This is a genomic window from Streptomyces sp. NPDC002463 (assembly GCF_042889835.1).
GTDB classification, from domain to species: domain Bacteria; phylum Actinomycetota; class Actinomycetes; order Streptomycetales; family Streptomycetaceae; genus Streptomyces; species Streptomyces nymphaeiformis.
The window spans coordinates 184,309-209,230 of the sequence record NZ_JBIARL010000007.1; the positions used below are offsets into that span (position 1 = coordinate 184,309).

8 protein-coding genes are annotated in these 24,922 nt (G+C 73.4%); all 8 read left to right on the forward strand.

The features are described from left to right. The first annotated feature begins 30 nt into the window (after positions 1–30). The 8 genes from ACFYX3_RS16595 to ACFYX3_RS16630 are packed head-to-tail and all read left to right on the forward strand — an operon-like array spanning position 31 to position 24,920. Complete coding sequence (locus ACFYX3_RS16595; protein WP_389013580.1) at positions 31–14,844, forward strand: amino acid adenylation domain-containing protein; 14,814 nt, start codon at positions 31–33, stop codon at positions 14,842–14,844. Continuing rightward, a complete protein-coding gene (locus ACFYX3_RS16600; protein WP_389013583.1) occupies positions 14,841–19,412 on the forward strand; it encodes an amino acid adenylation domain-containing protein in 4,572 nt (1,523 codons plus the stop codon). Before ACFYX3_RS16595 ends, ACFYX3_RS16600 begins: the two co-directional genes overlap by 4 nt. After that, the gene (locus ACFYX3_RS16605) at positions 19,409–20,716 is read left to right on the forward strand and encodes a diaminobutyrate--2-oxoglutarate transaminase (protein WP_389013586.1); all 1,308 of its coding nucleotides are present in this window, start codon (positions 19,409–19,411) and stop codon (positions 20,714–20,716) included. The genes ACFYX3_RS16600 and ACFYX3_RS16605 overlap by 4 nt, the downstream gene beginning before the upstream one ends. A 55-nt stretch (positions 20,717–20,771) precedes the next feature. After that, positions 20,772–21,821, forward strand: coding sequence for a cupin-like domain-containing protein (locus tag ACFYX3_RS16610; RefSeq protein WP_389013589.1), 1,050 nt, complete (start codon positions 20,772–20,774; stop codon positions 21,819–21,821). Between the two features lie 2 nt (positions 21,822–21,823). Further along, complete coding sequence (locus ACFYX3_RS16615; RefSeq protein WP_389013592.1) at positions 21,824–23,107, forward strand: MFS transporter; 1,284 nt, start codon at positions 21,824–21,826, stop codon at positions 23,105–23,107. Beyond that, positions 23,104–23,295 (forward strand): MbtH family NRPS accessory protein, encoded by a 192-nt coding sequence (locus ACFYX3_RS16620; protein ID WP_116159924.1) that lies wholly within the window; start codon positions 23,104–23,106, stop codon positions 23,293–23,295. Before ACFYX3_RS16615 ends, ACFYX3_RS16620 begins: the two co-directional genes overlap by 4 nt. A gap of 9 nt (positions 23,296–23,304) precedes the next feature. Further along, on the forward strand, positions 23,305–24,051 hold the full coding sequence (locus ACFYX3_RS16625; RefSeq protein ID WP_389013595.1) for a thioesterase II family protein: 747 nt from the start codon (positions 23,305–23,307) through the stop codon (positions 24,049–24,051). Between the two features lie 2 nt (positions 24,052–24,053). Continuing rightward, positions 24,054–24,920: an alpha/beta fold hydrolase gene (locus ACFYX3_RS16630; protein WP_385663170.1), complete on the forward strand. Its 867-nt coding sequence runs from the start codon at positions 24,054–24,056 to the stop codon at positions 24,918–24,920. Positions 24,921–24,922: the final 2 nt, after the last annotated feature.

Consider the following 24,922-nt stretch of genomic DNA (forward strand, 5'->3'; position numbering starts at 1 on the left):
CGAAACTCCACGCCGATGTGAGAACGGTCTATGTACGCAAACAATTCTGTCGTTGATGTCATCCGCCGCAACGTCTCCGAGCGCGGTGCCGACGCAAGCTACGAATTCCTCGCCGACGCCGGTGGCGTCGACACGAAGCTCAGCATGCTCGAGATCGACAGGCGTGCGCGGGCGATAGCCGTCTCGCTCCTGGAGCGGGCCAAGCCGGGTGCGCGGGTCATGCTGCTCTACCCACCGGGCGAGCACTTCGTCGTGGGCTTCGTGGCCACGCTGTACGCCGGCATGGTCGCGGTCCCGGTCTACCCGCCGGACCCGATGCGCGTCGCCCGTACGCTGCCCCGGCTGCGCGCGGTGGTGCAGAGCTCCCGCGCCGAGATCGTCCTCACCGACGGCCTCGTGCAGGCCTTCACCCGTGAGCTGTTCGAGCAGCAGGCGCCCGAGGTGGCCCGGCTGCCGTGGATCGTCACCGAGGAGGCGATGCTGGAGGGCGCCGACGACTGGCGCATGCCGGCCGTCGCCCCCGACTCGGTCGCCCTGCTCCAGTACACGTCCGGCTCCACCGGCACCCCGCGCGGTGTCGTGGTGACCCACGGGAACCTGCTGTCCAACGGCTCCGCGATCGCCGGCGCCTTCGGCCTCGGCGACGGCGACATCGTCGCCTCGTGGCTGCCCTTCTACCACGACATGGGTCTGCTCGGCGGCGTCCTGCAGCCGATGCTGTCCGGCCTGTCCAACGTCCTGATGTCGCCGCTCGAGTTCATGCGCCGGCCGATGCGCTGGCTGGAGGCCATCTCCAGCCGCGGCGCGACCGTCAGCGGCGGCCCGAACTTCGCCTTCGACCTCTGCGTCAACAAGAGCACCCCCGCCGAGCGGGAGAACCTCGACCTGTCGTCCTGGCGGGTCGCCTTCTGCGGCGCCGAGCCGGTCCGCAACCGCACCATGGAGCGCTTCGCCGACGCCTTCGCCGTCAGCGGCTTCGACCGCTCCGCGCTGCTGCCCTGCTACGGCCTCGCCGAGGCCACCCTGTTCGTCGCCGGCGCCGGCCGCGGCAACGGCACGCACAGCATTCGCGTCGACCGCCCCGCCCTGGAGCAGGGCCGTGCCGAGGAGCTCCCGGACGGCGACCACCTGGTCTCCTCCGGCCTCGTCGCCGACCGCCACGAACTCGCCGTCGTCGACCCGGAGTCCGGCGAGCGCGTCGCCCCCGGCACGGTCGGCGAGCTGTGGGTGCGCGGCGCCTCCGTCGCCGCCGGCTACTGGGAGGACGAGGCCGCGACCGAGACGGCCTTCGGCGCCCGCCTCGCGGACGACCCGAAGCCGTACCTGCGCACCGGCGACCTCGGCTTCGTCCTCGACGAGCAGATCTTCGTCACCGGGCGCCTCAAGGAGATGATGGTCGTCCGCGGCCGCAACCTCTACGCGCACGACCTGGAGGAGACCGCCGTCGCGGCCTCGCCGCTCGCGCGCCCCGGCTGCGGCGCCGCGTTCTCGGTGGAGACCGCGGACGGCGAACAGTGCGTGATCCTGCACGAGGTCGCCGCCTCCGCCACCGAGGAGGACCTCCCCGGGATCGCCGACGCGATCGCCGCGGCCGTCCAGCAGGAGCACGGCATCGCCCTGCACGACGTGGTCCTGCTCGCCGCCCGCAGCCTGGCCAAGACCTCCAGCGGCAAGATCCAGCGCCTGGCCGGCCGCACGGCGTACACCGCCGGGCAGGTCGAGGGCGAGGTCTACCGCCGCTCCACCACCGCCGCCGTCCGCGGCGAGCGCCGCGAGCTCGCCCTGCCGTCGCGCGCCGAACTCCTCCCGCTCGCCCGCGAGGAGCGCGTCGACGCGATCGAGCGCGCCCTGAGCCTGGTCGGCCGTGGCGAGGGCGACGCGCCCGCCACGATGGTCGCCGACCTCGACCTCGACTCGCTGGCCGCGGTCGACCTCGCCTTCCGCATCGAGGAGCAGCTCGGTGTCGTCACCGACCCGGGCCTGCTGCTCCAGCCGACGAGCCTGCGCGAGATCGCGGCCGCGGTCGAGGAGGGCCTGGAGTCCGCCCCCGAGGCGCCGGCCGGGCAGACGTCCGGGCAGCGCGGCGGAGCCGTACCGCTGTCGGCCGGTCAGCAGTCGCTGCTGTTCATGCGGGACCTCGAAGGCCCGGACTGCCGGCAGAACGTCTCCGTCGCCGTCCGGCTGGAGGAGCCGGTCGACGCCGGGGTCCTCGCCGCCGCCGTACGCCACATCGGCACCCGCCACCCCATCCTCACCGCCGGTTTCGGCGTCGACGGCAGCCGCCGCGTGCAACTCGTCGACCCCACCAAGCCGTTCGAGCTCGACGTCGTCGACCTGACGGGCGAGACGGAGCAGGAGCTCCGGGCCCGCGTCGACGCGTGCGCCCTCGACCCCTTCGACATCGAGCACGGCGACGTCGCCCGCGCGAAGCTGTTCACCGGCTGCGGCGCACCGGTCCTGGTGCTCGCGCAGCACCACGCCATCACGGACTTCTGGTCGGTGGTGACCCTGCTCGACGAGCTGACCACCGTCTACGGCGACCTGCTGCACGAGCGCGCCCCCGAGCTCCCGGCGGCCGTCGGCTACGAGGAGTTCGTCCGCTGGCAGCAGGACTACGAGCGCTCCCCCCAGTGGCAGGCCGACGAGCGCTACTGGCTCGGCCTCCTCGACGGTGACGTCCAGGCGCCCACGCTCCCCGTACGGGAGGTGCCGCGGCCGGACCTGGGCATCGCGAGCCACCGGGTGACGGTGGACGCCGAGCTGCTCGCCGCGCTCGAGAAGACCGCGGGCGAGAGCGACACGACGGTCTTCTCCGTCCTGATGGCGGCCTTCGAGGTCCTCGTCGCCGCGCACAGCGGCGCGCGTGACTTCGTCGTCGGCGCCACCACGGCCGGCCGTCCGCAGGCCCGCTTCCGCAACACCCTCGGCTACTTCGCCAACACCATCCCGGTCCGCGCCGAGCCCGGCGCCCACCCGACCGTCACCGAGCTGATCCGCAGCACCGGACAGCAGCTGCGCCGCTCGCTCGGCCACCAGCACTTCCCGGTCAGCCGCCTCGTCGAGCTGCTGCGCGCCCAGGGCAACACCTCGGCCGCGATCAACACGGCCGTCGTCTTCGAGCGGCCGCACACCGCGATCGCCGACGACGTCACCTCGGTCCTCTTCGGCGCGGGCAGCACCGGCGCGGTCCTCGGCGACCTCACCCTCCAGCCGTTCCCGGCCGGTGAGCTGGCCACCCAGTTCGACATCACCCTGCACGCGATCCCGGCCGACGGCGGCCTGCTCGCGCACATGCTGGTCCGCGCGGACCGCTTCGACGAGGCCCTCGCCGGGCAGCTGGGCGAGCAGTTCCTGGAGCTGCTCCGGCAGATCGTCGTCCAGGGCGCGTCCCCGGTCTCCGCGCTGCGGCTGACCGGCGCGACCGAGTCCCTCTCCCGGGCCGGCGTCCCCGCCCGCACCCAGGAGGGCATCACCTCCGTCCACGAGCTGTTCGAGGCGACGGCCGACCGCATCCCCGACGCGACCGCCCTGGTGGCCGGCGCCGAGGAGCTGACGTACGCCCAGGTGGAAGCCGCGGCGAACCGTCTCGCGCACCGGCTGCGGCAGGACGGCCTGCGCCCCGAGCAGACCGTCGGCCTGTGCCTGGAGCGCTCCCCCGAGCTGATCGTCGCGATGCTCGCGGTCATGAAGTCCGGGGCCGCGTTCGTCCCGCTGGACCCGACGCTGCCGCAGAACCGTCTCGCCGACATGGTCGGCGACGCCCGGTGCGAGCGGATCCTCTGCCACGGCGCGACCGCCGCGCTCGCGGCCTCCCTGGGCGAGGCGACCCGCGTCGACGAGGAGTCCGGCGCGGACCTCCCCGAGGACCGTCCCGCGCTCGCCGTCACCGGCGACAACCTCGCGTACGTCATCTTCACCTCGGGCTCGACCGGCCGCCCCAAGGGCGTGCAGATCGAGCACCGTTCGCTCGTCAGCTACGTGCTGTCCTTCCTCGACGCCTTCGACGTCGCCGAGGGCGACCGGGTGCTGCAGTTCGCTCCGCTCACCTTCGACCCCTGCCTGGAGGAGATCTTCTCCGCGTGGACCCGGGGCGCCGCCCTGGTGCTGCGCGACGAGTCGGTGCTCGGTTCGCCCGAGCAGTTCTGGGCCTGGTGCGAGGAACAGCGCCTCAACCTCGTCGACATCCCCACGGCCTTCTTCCACGTCCTCGTCACCGCCCTGGAGTCCGGGGTACGGGTGCCGCCGCAGCTGCGCTCGATCCTCATCGGCGGCGAGGCCGCGCACCCCGACAAGCTCGACCAGTGGTTCGCGGCCGACCGCGCCCACGTGGAGCTGTACAACCGCTGGGGCACCACCGAGACCACGGTGTGCTCGACCGTCGCCCACCTCGGCCCCGAGTCGGGCCGGGTCTCCCGCGCCCGCGACGTGTCCATCGGCGCCGACATGACCGACGCGGTCGTCCACGTCCTCGACGCCGAGCTGCGGCCCGTCGCCGACGGCGTCGTCGGCGAGGCGTACATCGGCGGCATCGGCGTCGGACGCGGCTACGCCTCCGAGCCCCGCAAGACCGCCGAGCGCTTCGTCCCGGACCCGTTCGCGACCGAGCCGGGCCGCCGCCTGTACGCCACCGGCGACCTGGTGCGCCGCGCCGCCGACGGCGAGCTGCGCTACGTCGGCCGCGCCGACCAGCAGGTCAAGGTGCGCGGCTACCGCATCGAGCTCGGCGAGGTCGACGTGGTGCTGCGCCGGCACCCCGAGGTCGCCGAGGCGGCCGTCGTCGCCACCCGCGGCGCCGGCGAGACCGAGCTGATCGCCGCCGTCACCGGCGCGGGCGTCAGCACCGACGGGCTGCGCGACTGGCTCAACCGCGAGCTGCCCAGCTACATGGTCCCCAGCCGCCTCCTCGTCCTGGACGCCATCCCGCTCACCTCGAACGGCAAGGTCGACGCGCACGCCCTGCGCGAGCTGGCCCTCGACGTGTCCCGCTCCGCCGGGGCGGCCGACATGTCGCCGCTCGAGAGCAGGCTCGCCGCCCTCTGGTGCGAGGTCCTCGAAGTCGCCGGCGTCGGTCCCGACGAGGACTTCTTCGCGCTCGGCGGCCACTCGCTGCGCGCCGCCGACCTGAACACCCGGGTCCGCCGCGAGTTCGGCGTCCAGCCGCCGCTGCGGATGTTCTTCGAGTCCGTCACCGTCCGCGCCCAGGCCGCGCGGATCGCCGAACTGGCCGCCGCGGAGCCGGTGGAGACCGCCGCCGCGGACTTCGCCGCCGAGGCCGAGCCCACCCTGTCCCTCGGCCAGCGCCGCCTGTGGTTCCTGGAGAAGTTCGCCCCGGGCTCCCGCGCCTACGTCGTGCCGGGTGTCCTCCGGCTGTACGGCGAGCTCGACCGGGACGTCCTGCGCGGCGCGCTCGACGCGCTCGTCGAGCGGCACCCGGCGCTGCGCACCGGCTTCACGGACGAGGGCGGCCGGCCCGTGCCCTTCGTGCACACCGCCCTGGCCTGCCCCTTCGAGATCCTCGACCGGACCTCGGTCGCGCCCGCCCGCCGCGAGGCGGAGCTCTCCGAGCTCGTCGGCGAGCACGTCCAGCAGCTGTTCGACCTGGACACGCCGCCGCTGATGCGCGCCGCCCTGGTGGAGTTCGGGCCCGACGAGCACGCCCTGCTCCTGGCCTTCCACCACATCGTCTCCGACGGCCGCTCGATGGAGATCATCGCCGGAGAGCTCGCCGAGCTGTACGCGCACGGCGCCGGCACCGGCGCCGCAGAGCCGCCCGCGGTCGTCCACCGGTACGCCCGCTGGGCCCTCGACGAGGGCGCCCGGCTCGGCTCCGAAGAGGGGCGGCAGGGCCTCGCCTTCTGGGCCGGGCACCTCGCCGGCGCGCCGCTCGCCCTCGACCTGCCCTTCGACCGGACCCGTCCGGCCGTGCAGACCTTCGACGGCGCGCGCGTCCCGCTGACGCTCGGCCAGGCCGACTCGGACCAGCTGCGCGCGCTCGCCCGCGACCAGCAGGCGACCGTCTTCATGACGCTGGCCGCCGTCCTCTCCTCGACGCTCTCCCGGCTGACCGGCCAGGAGCGGGTGGTCGTCGGCGTCCCCGACGCCAACCGCCCGGGCGACGGCGCCTACGACGACGTCGTCGGCTTCTTCGTCAACACCGTCCCGCTCTGCTTCGAGGTGCCCGGCGGCGCCACCGGCCGCGACCTCGTCGCCCGGGTCCGCGCCACCACCCTGGAGGCGATGCCGCACAAGTGGGTGCCGTTCTCGGCGATCGTCGAGGCGAGCGGCCAGGACCGCGACCCCAGCCGCAGCCCGCTCTTCCAGGCGATCCTCGACGTCCGCAGCGGAGCCCTGCCCTCGCCGGCCCTGCCCGGCCTGCGGGTCGAGACCGCCCCGCTGTACACCGGCACAGCCAAGACCGACCTCACCTTCGAGATCACCGACGACGGCGGCCCGCTGACGGGCTGGCTCGAGTTCAACACGGACCTCTTCGGGACCGAGACCGCGCAGCTCGTCGCCCGGCTGTTCGCCGAGACGGCCCGCGCGATGGCGCAGCGCCCCGACGAGCGCGTCGAGACCCCCTCGGCGGCCGCGGCCCTCGGCCACTGGCCGGCCGCGACCGGCGCGGAGCAGCACCCCGACACGTTCTGGGCGCAGTTCGAGCGTGCCGCCGACAGCCGTACCGACGCGATCGCCGTGGAGGGCGCCGACAGCGCGCTGACCTACGGCGAGCTGCGCAGCCGGGTCGAGCAGGTCGCCCGCGTGATCGCCGACCGGTTCGCCGTGCGTCCCGGTGACGTCGTCGCCGTGGCGGTCGAGCCGTCCGTCGAGGCCGTCGTCGCCGTCCTCGCGGCGCAGCGCTGCGGAGCGGCGTACCTGCCGATCGACCCCGCCTACCCGGCCGAGCGCAAGGACTTCATGCTGGCCGACTCGGGGGCGCGCGGTCTGGTGACCCGCGAGCTCGTCGAGGAGGCGCTGCGCGAGGCCCCGGCCGAGGCCGTGGCGCTGCCGCAGGCCGACCCGGACGCTCCCGCGTACCTGCTGTACACCTCGGGCTCCACCGGCCGCCCCAAGGGCGTCCTCGTCTCCCACCGCTCGCTCGCCAACCTCACGGCGGCCCAGGCGGGTGTCTTCGGGATCGACGCCGGCTCGCGCATGCTGCAGTTCGCCAGCCTGAGCTTCGACGCCTCCGTCTGGGAGATCTTCTCCACGCTCGCCGCGGGCGGCACCCTGTGCGTCGTCGGCCGTGAGCACGCCCTCGTCGGCGAGGCCCTGGCCGACGTCCTGGCCGAGCGCGCCATCAGCGTCTGCCTGCTGCCGCCGTCGGTGATCGCCTCCCTGCCCGTCCGCGACCTGCCGCACCTGAAGACCCTGGTGTCCGGCGGCGAGGCCTGCCGCGCCGAGCTGGTCGAGCAGTGGCAGCCGGGCCGCCGCTTCGTCAACGCGTACGGCCCCACCGAGTGCACCGTCGCCATCACGGCCGCCGCCCTGGAGCCGGGGCAGCCCGCCTCGCTCGGCGCGGTCCTGCCGGGCGGCACGGCGTACGTCCTGGACGCGGACCTGCGGCCGGTGGTCGCCGGAGCGGTCGGCGAGCTGTACGCCGGCGGTGCCGGTCTGGCCCTCGGCTACCACGGCCGGCCCGCGCTGACCGCCGGGCACTTCCTGCCCGACCCGTTCTCCGCCGTCCCCGGCGCCCGCATGTACCGCACGGGTGACCTCGTCCGGCTGCGCGCCGACGGGACCCTGGACTACTGCGGCCGCAGCGACAGCCAGATCAAGCTGCGCGGCTACCGCGTCGAGCCCGCCGAGATCGAGTCGGTGCTGCTCGCCCTGGCCGGGGTGACCCAGGCCGTGGTCCGGGGCCTCGACGGGGTCCTGGTGGCATACGTCGAGACCGCCGACCCGGAGCTGACCCCGCAGGCGCTCGCGCAGCTGTGCGCGGCGGAGCTGCCGCCGCACATGGTCCCGGCCGCGTTCGTGGCCTCCGCGGAACTGCCCCGCCTGCCCGGCGGCAAGATCGACCCGAGCCGTCTCGGCCGGCCGCGCCGCGCCGACTTCGCGCACGCCGACTTCGCCGAGCCGGAGACGGAGACGGAGCGGACCGTCGCCCGGATCTGGGCCCAGGTCCTCGACGTCGACGCGGTCGGCGCCGGCGACGACTTCTTCACCATCGGCGGCCACTCCCTGCTCGCCACCGTGATCACCTCGCAGGTGGGCGAGGAGCTGGGCCGCGAGGTCCCGCTGCGCGCCCTGTTCGAGGCGCCCGTGCTCCGCGACTACGCCGCCCTGTGCGACACGGCCGCCGCCCGGGACACCTCCGGCGGGATCGCGGCCCACGCCGCCGACGGCGGCGACGCGCCGCTGTCGGTGATGCAGGAACGCCTGTGGCTCCTGGAGGAGATCGAGAACGGCTCCGGCCAGAACGCCCTCACCGGCCGCTACCACCTGGCCGGCGCGATCCGGCTCACCGGCGCCCTCGACGAGGCCGCGCTCCAGCGGGCCGTCGGCCGCCTGGTCGACCGGCACACCACGCTGCGCACGGTCGTCGCCCACCGGGACGGCGTCCTCACGCAGTCCGTCCTCGACCGCGCCGACGTCACCCTGACGCGCACCGCGCTGACCGGCGTCACCGCCGAGGAGCGGGTGTCCGAGGCCCTCTCCCTCGTCGAGCGCGAGGCCGCACAGCCGATGGACCTGTCGGCGGGACCGCTGCTGCGGGTCCGGCTCCTGGACCTCGGCCGCGACGACGCCGTCCTGGTGCTGACGCTGCACCACATCGTCGGCGACGGCTGGTCGATGGAGATCCTCAAGCGGGACCTGACGCACTTCTACGCGGAGGAGACCGGCCACGAGCCCGCGACCCCGCTGCCGCCGCTCCCGGTCACGTACGAGCAGTTCTCCCGCTGGCAGCGCCACCGGCTGGACTCCGGCGCGCTCGACGCCTCCGTCGCGTACTGGTGCGAGAAGCTCGACGAGCTGCCCTCGCTGACCCTCCCGATCGCCCGCTCCGGCTCCGCCCCGGCGGACGACGAGAAGAGCCACCGGGTGCGGGCGACCGTCACGCCGGAGCTGCGCGAGGCGATGGAGCGGCTCGCCGCCGGCTCCGGGGCGACGCTGTTCATGGTGCTCGCCGCCACCCTCCAGCTCACCCTGGGACGACTGGCCGGCCAGCGCGACTTCGCGATCGGCGTGCCCATCGCGGGCCGCCGCCACCGCGAGGTGGAGGACCTGATCGGCTTCTTCATCAACTCGCTGGTGCTGCGCGCCGACCTGTCCGGCGACCCGACCTTCGCCGAGCTGCTCGACCGGGTCCGCGCGACGACCCTCGACGCGTACGAGCACCAGGACGTCCCGTTCGAGACGCTGGTCGGGAAGCTGGCCCCCGAGCGCGACCTGAACACCACGCCGCTGTTCCAGGTCTACCTGAACCTGCTCAACATCCCGCCGCGCCAGTCCGGTCTTCCGGGCATCGAGGTCGACACCTTCGCGGTCCCCGACCTCGGCGCCAAGTTCGACCTCACCTTCTACGTCGACCCCGCCGGTCCCGGCCTCTCGCTGGACCTGATGTACGCCGGCGAGCGGTTCGACGAGGCCACGACGCGGGAGCTGCTCGCCCAGTGGATCCGGGTCATCGAGCAGGCCGTCGCCGACAGCGGCAGCCGGATCGACGCGCTGCGGCTCGACACGCCGCAGGCGCGCCGCGAGCTGCCCGACCCGTCCGCACCGCTGGACGCCGGCTGGTACGGATCGGTCGTCGAGCAGTTCGAGCGTCTCGCCGCCCGTGAGCCGCAGCGGATCGCGATCAGCGAGCCGGGCCAGGAGCTCACCTACGGCGACCTCGCCTGGGCGACGTCCGCCATGTCCGGCCTGCTGAACCAGCAGGGCGTCGCCAAGGGCGACGTGGTCGCCATCTACGGCGAGCGCAGCGCCTCCCTGGTCTGGGCGATCCTGTCGGTGATGCGCGCCGGAGCCTCGTTCGCCATCCTCGACCCGAGCTACCCGGCCGACCGCATCGCCGACTGCCTGGCGGTGGCCCGCCCGAGCGCCTTCCTCCAGCTGGAGGGGGCCGGCGCCGTGCCGCTCGCGGTGGACACCGCGCTCCAGGGGTTCGGTCTGCACTGCCGCTTCGAGCTGCCGTCCCGCCTCGCCGACGCCCGGCACCTGGTGCCGCAGGGCGCCGAACCGGCCGAGGCCGTCCAGGTGGGCCCGCGGGACTGCGCGTACATCGCGTTCACCTCGGGTTCCACCGGCAAGCCGAAGGGCATCCGGGGCGCGCACGGGTCCCTGACCCACTTCGTGCCGTGGATGGTGGAGACCTTCGGGCTCCGCGAGACCGACCGCTACAGCCTGCTCTCCGGCATCAGCCACGACCCGCTGCACCGCGAGGTGTTCACGCCGCTGGTCACAGGCGCCACGATCTGCGTGCCCGACCGCCTCGACGTCGAGACCCCCGGCCGGCTCGCCCAGTGGTTCCGTACGGCCCAGGTGTCGGTCAGCCACATGACGCCCCCGATGGCGCGGCTCTTCGACCAGCTGTCGGTCGCCCCGGGCACGCTGCCCCTCCTGGAGCGGGTGTTCTTCCTCGGCGACACGCTGACCAGCCGTGACGTACGGGCCATCACCCGCATGGCCGGTTCGGCGACCTGCGTCAACCTGTACGGCTCCACCGAGACGCAGCGCGCGGTCGGCTACTACGTGGTCCCCGCAGCCCACGGCACCGCCGAGACCGACCCGGGCGTCACGTACCCGCTGGGTCGCGGCATGAAGGACGTCCAGCTCCTCGTCCTCAACGAGGCCGGGCAGCAGGCCGGCGTCGGCGAGCCGGGCGAGATCGTCATCCGCTCCCCGCACCTCTCCCTCGGCTACGCCGACGAGCAGCTCAACGCCGTCAAGTTCGTGCGCAACCCGTTCGGCACGTCCGACGACGACCGCATGTACCGCACCGGCGACCTCGGCCGCTACCTCGCCGACGGCTCCGTCACCCCGCTCGGCCGCGCCGACAACCAGGTGAAGATCCGCGGCTACCGCGTCGAGACCGACGAGGTCCAGCACGTCATCTGCTCCGCGCCGGAGGTCCAGGACGCCCTCGTCATGGCCCGCGCCGACGCGAGCGGCGAGACCGCCCTCGTCGCCTACGTGGTGGCCAGGCCCGGCCAGAAGGTGGCCGGCAACGAGCTGAAGGGGTACGTCCGCAAGCGGCTCCCGGACTACATGGTCCCGGCGTTCGTCGTGGTGCTCGACGCCTTCCCGCTCACCCCGAACCGCAAGATCGACCGTGCGGCGCTGCCGGAGCCCTCGGCGGCGACCGGTGTCCACGAGGACGGACCGCGCACCCCGCTGACGCCCACCGAGGAACTGGTGGCCGGCCTGTGGCAGGACGTGCTCGGCGCCCACCAGGTGGGTCCCGAGGACAACTTCTTCAACCTCGGCGGGCACTCGCTGATGGCGACCCAGGTCGTGTCCCGGATCCGCCGGGTCTTCGGCTGCGAGATCGCGCTGCGCACCCTGTTCGAGAAGCAGACCGTGCGGGACCTCGCCGCCCACATCGACGGCGTCGCCGGCGGCACCGCCGTCGCCGAACCGATCACCGTCCTGCCCCGCACCGGCGCCCTGCCCGCCTCGTACGGCCAGGAACGCCTGTGGGTCCTCGACCAGCTGGAGGGCGACACCGGCGCCTACAACAGCCCGACGGTCGTGCGGATGCGCGGCCCGCTGGACACCGAGGCGCTGGCCGCCACCCTGGACGAGCTGGTCGCCCGGCACGAGGTGCTGCGCACCCGGATCGTCATGGACGACGGCCGGGTCAGCCAGATCGTCGAGCCGGCCGGCGAGGTCACCATGCCGCTCACGGTCGTCGACCTGGGCGACGAGCCGCAGGAGGCCGCCGAGCAGCGCATGTGGGAGCTCGTCGACGAGGCCGCGCGGCACCGCTTCGACCTGGCCCAGGCGCCCCTCGAGCAGGCCACCCTGATCCGGCTGGCCGACGAGGACCACGTCTTCGTCCTCACCGTGCACCACGTCGTCGCCGACGGCTGGGGCCTGCAGATCGTGGTCCGCGACTTCGCGGCCCTCTACCAGGCACGACGCCAGGGCACGGCCTCGCCGCTGCCCGAGCTCGAAGTGCAGTACGCCGACTGGTCGAGCTGGCAGCGCGACCGGGTCGAGAGCGGCGACTACCAGGGGCAGCTCGACTTCTGGTGCGAGACGCTGGCCAAGCCGGCGTCCGTGCTCGAGTTCCCCGCGCAGAAGCCGAGGCCCGCGGCGATGACCAACCGCGGCCTGACGGTCCGCCGGATCCTCGACGCCGAACTGGTCAACGGGGTACGGCACGTGGGCCGCGAGCACAACGCGACCCTGTTCATGACCCTCCTCGCGGCCTTCAACGCCCAGCTGCACCGCTACAGCGGCGCGGCCGACATCGCGGTCGCCACCCCGGTCGGCACCCGCTCGGTCGAGATCGAGGACGTGGTCGGGTTCTTCGTGAACACGATCGTCTTCCGCAACGAGCTCTCCGCGGAGGAGTCCTTCACCGAGCTCCTCGAACGGGTCCGCTCGACGACCCTGGCGGCCTACGCCAACCAGGACGTCCCCTTCGACCGGGTCGTGGACGCGCTCCAGCCCCACCGCGACCTGAGCGTGAGCCCGCTCTTCCAGGTCATGTTCACCCTGCACAACGCGCCCTACTCGGAGATCGACCTCGGCGACCTCAGGCTGGAGCGGCTGCACGCCCCCGCCGGCACCGCCAAGTTCGACCTCAGCCTCGACCTGGCCGAGGAGAAGGACGGCCTGCACGCCACCCTGGAACTCAACGCCGACCTGTTCGACGCCGAGACCGGCGAGCAGCTCCTCGACCACTTCGAGGCCCTGCTCGGCAGCATCACCGCCGCCCCGACGCGGGCCGTGGCCGACCTGGAACTGCGCTCGGCCGCCGAGGCCGAGGCCCAGGACGCCCTGAGCGCGGGACCGGACGCCCTCACCACGAAGACGACCGCCGAGGCGCTCGAACACTGGGCGCGGCAGACCCCGGACGCGCCCGCCGTCATCGACGGGACCACCGTCTGGACCTACCGCGAACTGCGGGACCGCGTCGCGGCGCTCGCCGAGCGGCTGACCGCGGCCGCCACCGGCCCCGAGCAGGCCGTGGTGGTCTGTGCCGAGCGCTCCGCCCGGCACATCGCCGCCGCCCTCGCCTGCGGCGCGGCCGGCGCCACGTACGTGCCGGTCTCCCCGGCCGTACCGGACCGGCGGATCGCCACGATCCTCGACCGGCTCGGCGAGGTCGTCGCGGTCACCGACGACGAGCAGGCGGACCGTATCGCCGCCCTGCTCGGCGACGGCAAGGCCCGCGGCAGCCACCTCGTCCTCGACGACGCGGCCGCCGACCGTCCGCTCGACGCCGCCGCCGCGCACCCGAACCGGCGCGCGTACGTCATCTTCACCTCCGGTACGACCGGTGAGCCGAAGGGCGTGGAGATCGAACAGGCCGGCCTCCTGGGCCACCTGGAGCTGATGGCGCACGACCTGGAGCTGACCTCGGGCGACGTCGTCGCCCAGACCGCCGCGCAGTCCTTCGACATCTCCGTCTGGCAGATGCTCGTCGCGGTCACGCGCGGTGCGACCACGGTGGTCAGCTCCGACGCCACCAGCCGCGACGCCGAGGCGCTGCTCGCCCTCGTCCGGGAGCGCGGGGTCACCGTGCTCCAGCTGGTGCCCGGCATGATCAGGGCGCTGCTCGACCACGCGGAGGGCGGCGACCTGGCGAGCCTCAGGTTCCTGATCGCCACGGGCGAGGCGCTGCCGCCGGACCTCGCGGCGGACTGGCTGAGCCGCTTCCCCGGGATCCCGATGGTCAACGCCTACGGACCCGCGGAGTGCTCGGACGACACCCACCTCGCGGTGCTGTCCACGCCGCCGCCGGCGGACCGCCCGGTCCCGCTCGGCAGCCCCGTCGCCGGTGTCACCTCGTACGTCCTCGACGCGCAGGGACGGCGTGTGCCGTTCGGCGTGCCGGGCGAGCTCGCCATCGGCGGCCCGGTGGTCGGCCGCGGCTACCTCGGTGACCCGAAGGCCACCGCGGACCGCTTCGTCCCCGACCCGTACGCGACGGTCCCCGGCGCCCGGCTCTACCGCACCGGCGACCGGGTGAGGCTGCACGCCGACGGCCGGCTCGAGTTCCTCGGCCGCCTCGACGACCAGCTGAAGATCCGCGGCTTCCGCATCGAGGCCGGCGAGGTCGAGACGGCGCTGTGCGAGCTGCCGGCCGTACGGGAGGCGGCGGTCGTCCTGCGCGACTGCGACGGCGAGCCCACCCTGGTCGCCTGCGTGGTCGGCACCGAGCACGACCCGGCCGTCCTGGCCGCCGCGCTCGGCACCCGTCTGCCGCGCTACATGGTCCCCACCGGCTACGTCTTCGCCGACCGGCTGCCGCGCAACGCCAACGGCAAGGTGGACCGCGGCGCCCTCCAGCGCGACGACGTCACCGTCGAGCGGGTCCGGCAGCGCTTCGAGGCGCTGTCCGGCCCCACCGAGCGGCTCGTGGCCTCGGTCTTCGAGGAGCTGCTCGGCACCCCGGCGGTCGGCGCGCTGGACGACTTCTTCACCCTGGGCGGCCACTCGCTGCTCGCCACCCGTCTCGTGGCCGAACTGGCCGCGCAGACCGACATCGAACTGCCGCTGCGCACCGTCTTCGAGCAGCCCACCGTGCGCGGTGTCGCCCAGGCGCTGGAGGAGCTCCAGATGGCCGGGCTGAGCGAGGCCGAGCTCCTCGAACTCGAGGTGCTGCTCGACGGTGTGACCGACGACCAGGCCCGCGAGCTGCTCGCGGCCGGCGAGGAGAGGGACGCATGATCGGGGAAGTCTCCACCAAGCGGGAGGCCGTCAAGGGCCTCTCCGCGGCCAAGCGGGAGCTGATGGCCCAGCTCCTGCTCGCCCGCGGCAAGCAGCGGGCGGCGGCGCGCACCATCCGCCGCCGCGACCCCGCGGCGCGCGTCCTGCTCTCCCGCGGCCAGGAGCAGCTGTGGGTCGCCGAGTCCCTCGCGGACGGCCGCCCGCTGTACAACGTGCCGTACGGCGTGCGTCTGCGCGGCGCGCTCGACGTCGCCGCGCTGCGCACCGCCCTCGACGGGCTCGTCGCCCGGCACGCGGTCCTGCGCACCGTCTACCGGCAGCTGCCGGACGGCGGTCTTGAGCAGGTCGTGCGGGACGCCGAGCCGGTGCCGCTGCCGGTCGAGGAGACCGGCGGCGAGGAGGCCGCGATGGCCGCCGCGCAGCGCGAGGCGGCCCGGCCGATCGACCTGGCCGGCGGGCCCGTGATGCACGGCCGGCTGTTCCGGATCGCCGCCGACGACCACCTGCTGGCGCTGGTCGTGCACCACATCGCGACCGACGCCTGGTCGGTGGGCGTCCTCCTGGAGGACCTCGCGGAGCTGTACGACGCGGCCCGCGAGGGCCGCTCGCCCCGGCTCCCGGAGCTCGGCATCGACTACGCCGACGCGGCCGTGCACGAGCGGGCCCAGGAGCCCGCGGACTACAACTGGCTGGTCGCGCAGTGGCGCGAGCAGCTGGCCTGGGCCCAGCCGCTCGGCCTGTCGGCGAGCGGCGACCGGGGCACGGCCCGCACCGGGCGGCGCATCCGCTGCCAGTGGGACGCGCAGTTCGGCCGTGAGCTCCAGCGCACCGCCGAGGCGCACCGCACGACCGCGTTCAACGTGATGCTCTCCGCGTTCGCGGTGCTCCTGCACCGCTACACGGGCACCTCCCGGTTCGCCATCGGCACGGTCATGGCCAACCGGAACCGGCAGACCGAGCGGCTGGTCGGCTACTTCGCGAACACCGTTCCCGTCGTCGCCGACCTGTCCGCCGGGGCCGGCACCCTGGGCGACGTGCTCGCCGGGATCACCCGCGAGTCGCTGTGGGCGCAGGAGCACCAGATCCCCTTCGACGTCCTGGTCGACAAGGTCGCGCCGCAGCGGACCCTGGCCGAGAGCCCGCTCTTCGAGGCCATGTTCGTCTTCAACAACGGCCCCGGCCACGAGATGCGGCTGCGCGACCTGTCGCTGACCCCGACGCATCTGCACTCCGGCACCGCGAAGTTCCCGCTGGACCTGTCCTGCGCGGTGACGGACGACGAGGTCATGGTGTCGCTGGAGTTCGACGAGTCGGTGATCGACGCCGACGCCGCCGAGCGCCTCCTCGGCCACTACCGGCGGCTGCTCACCGGACTGTGCGAGACCCCGGACGTCCACGTCGACAACGCGGACCTGCTGACCCCGGCCGAGTGGGAGCTCGTCGTCGGGGAGTGGAACCGCACGGGCGAGGAGTACCCCGAGGACGCCACCGCGCACGGCCTGTTCGAGCAGTGGGCGGACGTGGATCCGGCCGCCGCCGCCGTGGTCTGCGGCGACGAGGCGGTCGGCTACGCCGAGCTCGACGCCCGCGCCAACCGCCTCGCCCACCTGCTCGTCGAGCGGGGTGCGGGCCGCGGCGAGCGCGTCGGCGTCTGCCTGGAGCGCGGCGTCGACCTGGTCGTCACCCAGCTCGCCGTCGCCAAGGCCGGCGCGGGCTATGTGCCGCTCGACCCGGGCTACCCGGCGGAGCGCCTCCAGTGGATGCTGGCGGACTCCGGCGCCCGCCTGGTCGTCACCCGTGACGACCGGCTCGCCGGCGACGGCGTCACGGCCGTCGACCCGGCCTCCGCCGGGGACTTCCCCGCGACCCGGCCGGAGCGCGACGTCCGCCCGGACGACCTGCTGTACCTGATCTACACCTCGGGCTCGACCGGTCTGCCCAAGGGCGTGCTGCTCGACCACCGGGGCCGCGTCAACAACTTCACCGACTTCAACCGGCGCTTCCAGGTCGGTCCAGGCGACAAGGTCTTCGGCGTCTCCGCGCTGGCCTTCGACATGAGCGCGTACGACGTGTTCGGCACGCTCATGGCCGGTGCGACCGTGGTCTTCCCGACGCCCGAGGACGAGCGCTCGCCGCACCGCTGGATCGAGACGATCGAGCGCGAGTCCGTCACGGTGTGGCACTCGGTCCCCGCACTGTTCGGCCTGCTCGTCGAGGAGGCCGAGGTACGCGGCGGGGAGCGGCTGCCGATCCGCCTGGTGCTGCTCGGCGGCGACTGGATCCCGCTGGCGCTGCCGCAGCGCGGCGCGGCGCAGCTCATCGAGTCGGCGCAGCTGGTCAGCATGGGCGGCGCCACCGAGGTCTCCATGGACTCGACGATCCACCTGATCGGCGAGGTCCTGCCGGAGCAGCGCAGCATCCCGTACGGCGTCCCGATGGCGAACCAGACCTCGTACGTCCTCGACGCCTCGCTGTCCCCGCTGCCCGTCGGCGTCCCCGGCGAGCTGTACCTCGGCGGTGTCGGCGTCGGCTGGGGCTACCACAACCGGGCCCGGCTGACCGGCGAGAAGTTCCTGCCGGACCCGTTCAGCCCGCTGCCCGGGGCGCGGATGTACCGCACGGGCGACCGGGCCCGCTGGATGCCGGACGGCAACCTGGAGCTGCTCGGCCGCATCGACTTCCAGATCAAGATCAACGGCTACCGGGTGGAGACCGGCGAGATCGAGGCGGCCCTGCGGGAGGTCATCGGCGGCGGTTCCTGCCTGGTCGCGGCGCACGGCCCGCGCGACGGCGCGAAGACGCTGGTGGCCTACCTGGTGGCGCCGACCGGCGGGGAGATCCCCGAGGACGCCGAGCTCAAGCGTCAGCTGGCCGAGCGGCTGCCCCAGCACATGGTGCCCGCCTCCTTCGTCCGCATGGACGCCTTCCCGCTGACCCACAACGGCAAGATCAACCGCCGCGAGCTGCCGGCGCCCACGGTCGCCGCCGTCACCGGACGGGCCGCGGGCACCGACACCGAGCGGGCCCTGGTGGAGCTGTGGCGCGAGGCCCTCGGCCGCGACGACGTCCCCGTCGACATCGGCTTCTTCACCCTGGGCGGCAACTCCATCGCCGTCATCCGCATGGTCAGCGCGGCCCGCCGCGTCGGCCTGGAGATGACCCCGCGCATGGTCTTCGCCCACCAGACGATCGAGTCGCTCGCGAAGGCGATCGACGAGCGGGAGGCCGCCCCGGCCGACGGGTCCGCCCGTCCCCGCCCCACCGGGCCGGCGGTGACCACCGGGCAGCAGCACATGCTGGACGTCCTGGAGAACGACTGGGTGCCCGGCCTGTACCAGATGCAGTCCACCACCGAGCTGCCCTTCGAGATCGACCCGGACGGCTTCCGGGCCGCCTGGCGGGCACTCACCGACCGCCACCCCGCCCTGCGCACCGGCTTCCGGCGCGACGGCGACGGCGCCTGGACCCCGGTCGTCGCCGAGGAGCTCGCCCCGGTCATCGAGGTCCTCGACTGGAGCGACCACGAGCCGGACACGGTCGCCGACGAGCTGATCGCCCTCCTGGAGGCCGAGCGGGCCACGCCCTTCGACGTCTCCGAGCCGCCCCTGTGGCGGGTCTGGCTGGTGCGCGGCCGCAACACCTGGTGGCTGGGCCAGATCCAGAGCTACCTGCTCGCCGACGGCTGGTCGAACCTGGTGCTGCTCGACGAACTCCTCGCGCTCTACGTCGCCGCCCTCGAAGGACGCGACGCCGGCCTCCCGCCGGTCCCCGAGCTCGACGCCGAGCACACCGACCCGGAGGCGGACACCGCCTTCTGGCAGAACCAGCTCGACGGGGCCCTCCCGTCCCGCCTCGCGGCGGAGCCGGGCCACTTCGGCCCGTCCCGCTTCGCCCGGGTCGCCGGCCGGCTCGACCCGGCGGTCGCCCGGACGCTGCGCGAGCGCGGCGCCGAGCACGGCCACACCTTCTCCACCCTGGCCTGCGCCGGCTGGTCGCTCCTCGCGGCCTCCCGGCTGGAGCGCGCCGACGTCACGGTCGGCGTGGTCTCGGCGGGCCGCGACCGGGCCGTCGACGGCCTGGAGCGCGCGGTCGGCCTGTTCATCGCCGCCCTGCCCGTACGGGTGGAGATCGACCGGGACGAGAGCCTGACCGCCCTGTTCGACCGCTTCCAGCTGGCCCGCGTCGAGGGCGCCGAGCACACCTCGGTCCCCACCGGCACGCTCCAGCGGATGGGCGCCGGCGAAGGACCGCTGTTCGACTCGGTCGTCGTCGTCGCCAACTACCCGGTCTCCTCGGCGCTCCGCGCCCAGCAGGCCGAGAGCGTCCACGAGGGCGCCGAGAGCGACGGAACCCGCAACCAGACCGAGTACGCGCTCCGCCTCGACGTCACCGACGACGCCGAACCCCGTATCGCCCTGTCGTACTACGGCGACCGCGTCGCCGACACCGACGCCCGGCAGCTGCTCGACGACTACCTCGCGCTGCTCGCCTCCGTCGCCCGTACACCTGCCGCCACCGTCGGCCAGGTGCTCCCGCTCGCCCCCCACACGATTGGAGACCCCCGATGACGGTCATGGCAGAACGCGCCGCTTCCCCCCTCGCCCCTTCCGCTCCCGCCACGTCCACCGAGGTGTTCGAGACCCGAGAGTCCGCCGTCCGCTCGTACTGCCGGGCGTTCCCCACGCTGCTCAGCTCGGCGCACGGCACCACCCTGGTCGCCGAGGACGGCACGGAGTACGTCGACTTCTTCTCCGGCGCCGGCGCCCTCAACTACGGCCACAACCACGACCACATCAAGCGTCAGGTCCTCGCCTACCTCCAGGGCGACGGGCTCCTGCACGCCCTGGACTTCCACACGGCGGCCAAGCGCGAGTTCCTGGAGCGCTTCGGCCGGGAGATCCTGGAGCCGCGCGGACTGCACCACCGCGTCCAGTTCTGCGGCTCCACCGGCACCGACGCCGTCGAGGCCGCGCTGAAGCTGGCCCGCAAGCACACCGGCCGCTCCCAGGTCATCGCCTTCTCCGGCGCGTACCACGGCGTCAGCCGCGGCAGCCTCGCCGCGACGGCGGACAACTCGCTGCGCAAGGTGGCCGGCACGGCCCTCGGCGAGGTCACCCACCTGCCGTTCCCGGTCGGCCCGCGCGGCCACTTCCCGACCATCGACCTCCTCGAGCAGTTCCTGAGCGACGACCTCTCCGGCGTCGACGTGCCCGCCGCGGTGATCCTCGAGGTCGTCCAGATGGAGGGCGGCGTCTACCGCATCCCCGACGAGGACCTGCGCCGCCTGCGCGAGCTCTGCGACCGGTACGGCATCGTGCTGATCGCCGACGAGATCCAGGCCGGCTGCGGCCGCACCGGTGGCTTCTTCTCCTTCGAGCAGGCCGGGGTCGTCCCCGACCTCATCACCGTCTCGAAGTCGATCGGCGGCCTGGGCCTGCCGATGTCGATCCTCCTCATCCGCGAGGGCCTCGACTCCTGGAAGGCCGGTGACCACCCGGGCACCTTCCGCGGCAACCAGCTGGCGTTCGTCGCCGCCTGCGCCGCCCTCGACCTGTGGAAGAACGACGCCTTCCTCGACCAGGCCCGCAACGGCGCCGAACTGCTCCGCGACTTCTGGGAGAGCCACCCGCTGCCCGGCGTCGAGGTGCGCAGCGAGGGCCACGCGATCGGCATCGACCTGACGCACGCCGGAGGCCGCCGGGCCGCCGACGAGGTCGTCGCCTGGTGCTTCGAGCGCGGCCTGATCGTCGAGTCCACCGGCCGCGACAAGGCCGTCCTCAAGCTGCTGCCCGCTCTGACCATGGAGCTCGACGTCCTCCGGTACGGCTGCGAGCTGATCCACGAGGGCCTGCGCACGGCGCTCTCCCACTGACGCGGCCCGCAGTCCCCCCATCCGTCACCCCACAGACTTACGAACAGGACCCACGATGACCATCAGCCAGACCGAGCAGGACGCGGCCGTCGCCGGCACGATCTTCCCCGAGGCGACCGTCAAGATCGACGCCATCGACCGGCTCCACAACCCCGACCCCGAGATGTTCAAGCGCGAGTACGTGTACAAGCGCAAGCCCGCCATCATCACCGGCCTGATGGACGACTGGCCGGCCATGGAGCGCTGGAGCCTGGACTACTTCCGCGAGCACTTCGGCGACCTGGACATCCACGCCAACCTCCAGCGGCTCGACAAGGAGCTGATCCTCGGCAACGTCGGCGGCTTCCGCGGGATGAAGCTGTCCGCCCTGCTCGACGAGATCGAGAAGAACACCGACGAGGGCAAGGCCTACTACCTGCGCGCCTACCCGGTCCACCGGATGGTCGAGCACTACCCGGGCCTCGAGGAGGACTACGACCTCCCCGACCTGGCGCCGAACTGGGCCGACATCCGCTTCAAGGCCAAGCTGCCGGCCGGCACGGTCAACCCGGCGAAGCTGCTCGGCCTGTACCTCGCCAAGCTCTTCCTCAACCGCGGCGGCGGCAAGGGCGCCTCCCGCTCCACCGTGTCCTCCCGGGTCGCGTCCGTGATGTTCGTCGGCAGCAAGGGCACCGTCACCCCGTTCCACAGCGACGGCATGCAGACCGCGGCCTACCTGAGCCAGGTCGTCGGCCGCAAGCGCTGCTACTTCGTCTCCCCGGACCAGCACGCCAAGCTGTACCCGCGCCCGTTCCGCCGCCAGTTCGGCATGGCGCAGGTCGACTACCGCCGTCCCGACCTCCAGCAGCACCCGCGCTTCAAGGACGTGGTCGTGGAGGAGACCGTCCTGCACCCGGGCGAGACGCTGTACGTCCCCAGTGGCTACTGGCACGCCATCGAGGCCATGGACACCTCGATCTCGTACAGCCACCAGATCGTCGGCGAGGACAACGCGCTCGGCTGGCTGACCTGCATCCCCGAGCGCTACCTGGCGCAGCTGTACTTCAAGTCCCAGGGCGGTCTGCGCAACGTGACCGGCGCCAAGGACTGGGACGACTGGGCCTGACCGTGAGCACACCTGCGAGCACGGCCACGGCCGTGGGCCACAACCTGCTGCGGGACCGCGACTTCCTGCTGTTCGCGGGCGGCCAGGGCGCCTCGGCGCTCGGTGACGCGCTGAGCAAGACCGCCCTGCCGCTGCTCGTCCTGGCCCTCACCGGCTCCGGACTGCACATGGGCGTGATCGCCATGCTGTCGGTGCTGCCCATGATGCTGATCGGCGTCCCCGCGGGCGCCTGGGCCGACCGGCTCGACCGGCGGCGGATGATGCTCTGGTCGGACGTGGGACGCGCGCTGCTCGTCGGCGCGGTCCCGCTGGCCGCCTGGCTGGATCTTCCGGTGCTTCCGGTGCTGTACGCGGTGGCCGTGCCGGTCGGTGTGCTGTACGCCGTCTTCGAGGCGGCCTGCCTGTCCTGCGTGCCCTCGCTGGTCGGCCGCGAACGGCTCGGCGAGGCCAACTCGCTCCTGTCGATCGGCAACGCGCTCGGCTACATCGCCGGCCCCGCCCTCGCCGGTGTCCTGGTGACGGGCATCGGCGGGGCGGGCACCCTGGCGGTCGACGCGCTGACCTTCGCGGTGTCGGCGGTCTCCCTGATGCTGATCCGCCGCCCGATGCAGAGCGCGCGGGAGCAGGCGCCCGCACCGATGCGCCGGCAGGTCCTGGAGGGCTTCCGGTTCATCGCCGGGCACCGGCTCCTCCGGGCGGCGCTGCTCTACTGGGCGGCGGTCACCTTCTTCACCTCGCCGGTCGTCATCTGCGCCACGTACTTCATCCGCGAGGACCTCGGCTGGTCGCCCGGCGTGCTCGGGTCGATCATCGCGGTCTACGCGGTCGGGGCGATCGCCGGCGCCGTGCTCGCCTCGCGGATCAAGGCCGCCACCGTCGCCGTCATGTGCACCGGCACGGTCCTCGGGAGCGTCGCGCTGCTCGTCCTGAGCGGCACCGCGTCGCTGCCGCTGGCCCTCGGCGTCGTCTTCCTCGCCGGCGGCGGGGAGTCGCTCTCCGCGATCGTCTACAGCACGCTGCGGGCGCGGCTCACCCCGGACGAGCTCCTCGGCCGGGTGACGACGACCGCACAGGTCGCCGCCTTCAGCCTGAAACCCCTGTCCGTCCTGGCGGCCGGCATCGCCCTGGAGGCGACCTCCGGCTCCGTGACCCTGGCCGTGATCGCGGTCTCCTCCATCGCGATCAGCCTCGTCTTCGCCGGCTACGGCCGCCGGCTCTCCGCGGCGGCCGCCCCCGCCGCCGCACCCACCCTCGTCCGTCCGACACCCGAAGAGGTAACCCCATGAGCGTGACCACCGCAGAGCCCGACTACGTCGTCGTGGTCAACGAAGAGGAGCAGTACTCGATCTGGCGCAGCGACCGCGAGCTGCCCGCCGGCTGGGAGGCCGACGGCCCGGCCGCCAGCAAGGACGAGTGCCTCGACCGCATCGAGACCGTGTGGACCGACATGCGTCCGCGCTGCGCCCGGGGCTGATCGTCCGCCATGACCCTGCTCCGACGGCTCAGCGCCGGTGAAGGAACCAGCCGGATCGTGTGCCTGCCCTACGCGGGCGGCAACGGCACGGTCTACGAGAGCTGGACCCGATGGCTTCCCCCCGAGGTGGAGCTGTGGGCACCCCATCTGCCCGCACGCGAACACCGGATGCTCGAAGAGCCCCTGGACGACATGGGGCTGCTCGTCCGCACCCTGGCCGACGAGCTCGGCGCGGACGAGCGGCCGACGACCCTGTTCGGGCACAGCTTCGGCTCGCTCGTCGCGTTCGAACTGGCCCGCGTCCTCCAGGAGCGTTCACGCCCGGTCGACTGCCTGATCGCGTCCGGGATGGTGGCGCCGGTCGTGCTGCCGCCCAGGCCGGTGCCCACGGACGCCGAGATCCTCTCCAGCCTCCGCTCGCACGGGGTGACGCCCCCGGAGTTCTTCACCCAGCCCGACCTCCTCGAACTCGTCATGCCGGGCCTGCGCGCCGACTACCGGATGGCGATGGGCTACCGGTACGCGGAGGGCCCCGAGCTCTCCGCCCGGGTGTACGCGATCGGGGGCACCGACGACCCCGGCGTGCCCGTCGAGGGCCTCACGGCCTGGACGGCGCACGGGCAGGGCGACTGCCCTGTCCGGATGTGGGAGGGCGGTCACATGTTCCTCCTGCAACACGTCGAGGAAGTCGCCTCGTTCGTGGTCGGCTGTCATCAGCGGTCCGACACCCGCCCCTTGCAGTCAATCGAAGGATGAACATGGAAACGCGTACCCTCACCGTCCCCGGCGGCACCCTGCACGCCGTGAGCAGCGGCGCCCCGGCCGGCCCCTCGGCCGTCCTGGTCCACTCCGGCATCGCCCACGGCCAGATGTGGCACCCGCTGATGGAGGCGCTGAGCGACGAGATGTTCTCCGTCGCCTACGACTGCCGCTGCTTCGGCCGGTCGACGACGACGCTGGACGGGGAGTTCTCCGACCTCGCCGACCTCGGAAGCGTCCTCGACGCGTACGGCCTCGAGTCCACCGTGCTCGTGGCCGAGTCGCGCGGCGCGCGACTCGCGATCGACTTCGCCCTCGCCCACCCCGAGCGGGTGGACGGCCTCTTCCTGCTCGCGCCCGACGTCTCGGGCTTCGACTCCCCGGTCGCGGACGAGGAGCGCCCGCTGCTCGAAGCCGTCGGGGAGGCCGAGGAGGCCTGGGACACCGCCGAGCCGGCCGACGTGCCCCGGACGGTCGAGGAGCTGATCGCCCTCGAGGTGCGGCTCTTCGTCGACGGCCCCGGCCGCGAGCAGGCGCCCGAGCGGGCGGCCGTGCGCGAGGCGGTCGCCGAGATGCTGCGGCTCAACTACACGCAGCAGAAGGACACTCCGGACTTCACGCGGCCCGAGCCCGCGGCCGACCGGCTGGCGAAGCTCGACGTGCCGGTGCGGGTGCTCGTCGGCGAGGCCGACACGCTCGGCATGCGCGCCACGGCCGAGGAGATCGAGCGCGCCGTCCCGCAGGCCTCGCTGGTCCGCGTCCCGGACGCGGCGCACGCGCTCACGCTCGAGCGCGAGGAGACGGTCGTACGCGAACTGCGCACGTGGTGGCGGGAACTGCGGCAGCTGCCGCAGCCCGGGGAATGACC